This is a genomic window from Vibrio sp. YT-19(2023), assembly GCF_033337395.1.
In genome coordinates this window covers 1-529 of record NZ_JAWOQN010001082.1, presented here as the reverse complement: position 1 = coordinate 529, position 529 = coordinate 1, and the positions used below count along the sequence as shown (strand labels likewise).

Below are 529 nucleotides of genomic sequence, written 5' to 3'. Positions count from 1 at the left end.
GGCAGCATGTTCATCGCGAGCCTAGGAGGTAAGTCAGTGACCACTCCGATTGCAATGGAAATCTCAATCCACCTTGGTGGTGCAGCGGCAGTCGCTGCAATCTTAGTACTGATCGTAGGTCTTCTTGGCGCTATTTTGGCGTACCCAATCTACAACCTAATCGGCATTAAGCATCCAATTGCTCGTGGTTTGACGATGGGCACAGTATCGCACGCGCTTGGTACTGCGACTTGCGCAGAGAAACAACCTGGCGACGCTGCATTTTCATCGTTAGCGTTGGTGCTATGCGGCATCATCACCTCCATTCTCGCTCCGAGCTTTTTTGGTTTAGCAGTCTGGCTATATCAATAAGTCATTGTGACGGTCTGTCCTCCTTCCGACAGGCCGTCACTTTCCTTTTCTCATCGTAGTACGCTGTTGAAAACGATTTTCGCTACAAAGCACGCTTCCCATCTAACGTGTCCCAACAAGATTCATAACTAAACGCTATCTTTCGCTGCTAGCATATTTTCATTACTTGGGTATATGA

At 48.2% G+C, this 529-nt stretch carries 1 protein-coding gene; it reads left to right on the top strand.

Going from position 1 to position 529, the window contains the following annotated elements; translation table 11 throughout:
* On the top strand, nt 1–351 hold a 351-nt coding region (locus R7E78_RS30170), incomplete at its 5' end, for an LrgB family protein (RefSeq protein ID WP_318059148.1).
* Between the last annotated feature and the right edge of the window lie 178 nt (nt 352–529).